The sequence below is a fragment of the Thermogutta sp. genome, from assembly GCF_014359955.1.
Taxonomy (GTDB): domain Bacteria; phylum Planctomycetota; class Planctomycetia; order Pirellulales; family Thermoguttaceae; genus Thermogutta.
In genome coordinates this window covers 1-4,283 of the sequence record NZ_JACIYL010000359.1, presented here as the reverse complement: position 1 = coordinate 4,283, position 4,283 = coordinate 1, and the positions used below count along the sequence as shown (strand labels likewise).

General features: G+C 57.8%; 2 protein-coding genes. One reads left to right on the top strand and one right to left on the bottom strand.

The annotated features are described in order from the left end of the window. Positions 1 to 1,665: PQQ-dependent sugar dehydrogenase (locus H5U08_RS11290; RefSeq protein WP_297033054.1), on the bottom strand; the 1,665-nt coding region annotated here is incomplete at its 3' end. A gap of 636 nt (positions 1,666 to 2,301) precedes the next feature. Between H5U08_RS11290 and H5U08_RS11285 the strand changes: the two genes are divergently transcribed. Further along, on the top strand, positions 2,302 to 4,283 hold a 1,982-nt coding region (locus H5U08_RS11285; RefSeq protein WP_297033052.1), incomplete at its 3' end, for a glycosyl hydrolase.

The following is a 4,283-nucleotide window of genomic DNA, read 5'->3' as shown; positions in this document are numbered from 1 at the left end:
GTTCCAAACATAGGTGTATCCCTGCCACCCCTCCGGACTGCGGACCAACAGGCGGGTTTCCAGACGCCGCCATTGTCGGGGATCGGCGAGTTCTGCGGCTGAGATTTCTCGGGGCGAGCGACCGGCGGCAGATGCACTGGCGGGAAGAAAGAACGTCTTCACCAGCACTGTGCCCTCGGGAAACTGCCAGTGACCTTTTTCGCTGAAAGTGACGCTTTGACCTCGCGGCAACGCCAGGAAACGCTGCTTCATTGCCCCGTCGGACCACAGCGGCACGTTGACATCGTACGGCAATAGTCCTTCAGAGGGCACCAAACTGGTTGGATCAGTAAATAACCCGGTTTCTGAAAGTTTCCGGGGAAAGGCCGCGGCGATGGCCGAGAGGTCACCCGACCGTTTGCGGAATCGATACACATACCCGTCGAACGCCGTAAAGTACAGCTCGCCTTCCGCGTCCTCACCGAAAGAGCTGATATTGAGGCCCGTCCGCGCGACCTTGCGGTTTTCGATGACCCGCTTGTTTTCATCCAGCCGCAGGATCCAGACGTTTCCCGTAACATAGTCCCCGTAAAAATAGGCTCCGTAAAATTCCGGGAGACGCTGTCCACGATAGACACGTCCGCCTGTCACCGACATGCCCTCGTGCCGGAAATATTCGACGAGCGGATCGATGAGCACATCGCCGGTTTGCGGAGCGCTCGGCTCAAACGAATGGAAGCCCTCGCGGATCTTCCAGCCATAGTTTCCACCGCGGACGATGAGGTCCACCTCTTCATACCGGTTTTGTCCCACATCGCCCGCATAGAGGTCTCCGGTCACCCGGTCAAAGGCCAGTCGCCACACGTTTCGCAACCCGTAAGCCCAGATTTCTCCCCGAGTGCCATCGGTCCGGCCGGCAAACGGGTTATCTTTAGGGATGGCATAAGCCAGGCCAGGGTCGCGGTGATCCACATCGATACGGAGGATTTTTCCCAGCAACGTTTTTAAATCTTGGCCGGCCCCGAACGGGTCGTTGGCCGAGCCCCCGTCGCCCAAACCGATATACAGATACCCATCCGGGCCGAATTCAATGCTGCCCCCGTTGTGGTTGCCGAACGGTTGCGGAATATGCATCAGAATTTCCTCAGAGGAACGGTCCGCCCGATTGGGGTCCTCCCGCGAAACGCGAAAACGGGACACGATCGAAGCCCGAGGACGCGTCGAGTAATAAACGAAAAACTCTCCATTCTCTTTGAATCGCGGGTGAAAGGCCAGCCCGAGCAAACCCTCCTCGTTATGGTCGCGCGAGACCACGTCTCGGATATCCAGAAAGATCGTCGTGTGGTCAACATCGGGCCGATTGGGAAAAACATGAATCAGACCGGCCTGTTCCACGACGAAGAGGCGCCCGGAGCCGTCCCCGGCATATGTGACCTGTACGGGACGCTCAAAGCGGAGGCGGGGAAATGCCCGCTCGGGCTCCAGGGGCAAAGGATCCGGAGAACCCATCAACCGGCTTGTATCGACGCCCTTGAAGACACCAGGTCGGGCCGACGAGAGATGGACCTCCGCGGCATTTGCCGAGCTGAAAAGACAGGCCCCTATGACGAGAGTAAGATAGAAATATCGCCTTGGGGCAATAGAAATCATCTGTACTATTCCAGCGGAAACCGTGCGACTGATCATTCGAACCTCCACGCCTTGTCTCGGGAAAACGAAGCGACTATGACACGACCGGCCGTCGGCCTGGAGATGACTCCAAAATGCAGCGAACCCAGTGCCGCGTACCGTCATTGTACAGCGGCAGGTCAAGCAGAAATTGTAGGGAACGTTTAGCGACGCGTTTGAATTGCTCGACGGGGCTTGCCATGGTCTCAGCGAAATCCGATCGGCCAAACGGTCACAAGGAAAAGATCGATTCAGCTTCACTCGTGGCGACTCCGCACATTGGCGAAGGGAGGCAATTTTCCGCACCAACCCTTTACACCGAATGGTGATCGCGTGATATGTTTACTGCCATCCTCATCCGGACGCCTGAACTTTGCTGGTTCTTGACCACGGCACAATGCGGGCGGTCACGTTCTGTTCAAAGCTGGAAGGAAGTTCTCTCGAATTGCCAAATTGATCGTCCCTACTGCCCCGGTTGTTGAGCCTTTCGGGGGACGGGGGCATAATGTGTCTCGTGGGTTCGGCTGGGGCACGCGGTGTTTCCGGGAGAGAGGACGCTCCGGTTCTCTGACGTGCAACTTCCGGTGCAGAGCCCGTCCAGTCCGACCACGCCAGCGGGAAGTCGTCCAGGTTTTTTCGGAGTAATGAAGCGTCATGAAAAGGCTGTGCCGGTGTCTTTTTTGGGGTGTCGTTTTCTCGATCCTTGCGACAGCTTTTGCCCAGTCGCAAACGCTTGAGGAGGGTTGGGAGTCGCCGCCGCGCGAAGCCCGTCTGCGGGCTTACTGGTGGTGGCTCAACGGATGTGTCACCCGCCAGGCCATCACCCGCGATCTGGAGGAGATGAAGGCCAAGGGTTTCGGTGGGGCGCTCATCTGCGATGCCGATGGCTCGAGTCAGGACGGCAACGAGCGAGCACCCCACGGGCCCGACTTTTTTTCGCCGGAGTGGCGAGAATTATTCAAGCACACTTTGCGGGAAGCCGATCGGCTGGGGTTGGAAATAAGCCTCAATATTCAAAGTGGCTGGAACCTTGGCGGACCTGTGGTGCCTGCCGAGGACGCAGCCAAGAAACTGGTCTGGTCAGAGTTACGTGTTTCTGGACCCGCCGTTTTCCGTCAAAAACTGCCGCAACCAACTTCGCGTGACGGATACTATCGCGACGCCATCGTCGTTGCCTACCCTGTGAAACCCCCAGCCAACAATACGGTCGATGTGCGGGTGGCAGCGTCGTCGACTCAGCCGAGTCATCCAGTGGAATATCTTGTCGACGGTGATCCGGAGACGTTTTGGGTTTCTGCGGGCAACGGGCCGGGAAAGGGACCAGCCCCGGATCACCCGGAATGGATTGAATTCAGATTCACCAGTCCGGTGAAGATCGACAGGTTGCTCCTCCGACCGCGGCCGATGTATGGGCCCCATGCGTGTCGGCTGGATGTATCGCAAGATGGCCGTGAGTTTCGGCCTGTGGTGGACTTTATGCTCGACAATCCGCGGGATGAATTCACGTTGTCGGTGGAGCCGGTCGAAGGATTGGTTTTTCGACTTGTGATTGTTGGGGCGTATGACCGGGGGGCGCTGGAGAAACCGAGAAATGTGCAGATTTGCGAACTGCGGCTGTCTGGTGCAGGGCAGCAATGGCCGCAACAGTCAACGCGTCGGCCCATCCGCAACTGGGCGGAGAAAGCCTGTTACAAACCGCTGCATTTTTCCGCACCGGATACGACACCACTTTTAGAGGAAGACGAGCCCATCCCCGGGGAAGAAGATAGCACGCCGGACCAGGTCCTCGACCTGACGGACAAGCTGGCCGAGGATGGCACCCTGACCTGGCAGGTTCCGGAGGGCACGTGGGAGATCCTGCGTTTTGGGTATACCATCGGAGATCGCGCGTATGTGTCCACGTGCAGTGAGGGATGGGAAGGTTATGCCTTGGATGTGCTGGATGCCGGGGCTTTTCAACGTTACTGGGATCGAGTTGTCGAGGTCCTGCTGGCCGACGCAGCTCCATATAAAGGCAAAACGCTGAAGTATCTTCACACCGATAGCTGGGAGATTGAACCGTTCAACTGGACTCCCACCCTGCCGGAGGAGTTTCAGCGACGACGCGGATATGCCATCACGCCCTGGATGCCTGTCCTGGCAGGTCGGATAGTGGGAGACCGTCGCGCCAGTCATCGTTTTCTCTATGATTTTCGCCGGACACTGGGTGATCTGGTGATCGATCATCACTATCGGCCGTTCCGAGACAATGCCCATAAGCATGGTCTGGAAATCCATCCCGAATCCGGCGGTCCTCACGCCGTGCCCATCGATGCCCAGCAATGTTTGGGGTTCAACGACGTGCCGATGTCCGAGTTCTGGGCATGGTCATGGCGTCACCGAATCGGAGATGCCAACCGTTTCTTCGTCAAACAACCGGCCTCGGCAGCGCATACGTACGGACGGCGTCTCGTGGCGGCCGAAGGATTCACAACCATCGGTCCACACTGGCAGGAGACGCTCTGGGACAATCTTAAACCTTCTTTCGATAAGGCCTGCTGCGAGGGATTTAACCTGCTCTTCTGGCATGCGTTTGTGTGCTCACCCCAGGAGTACGGCTTGCCGGGACTTCAGTATTTTGCCGGGACGCACCTTAA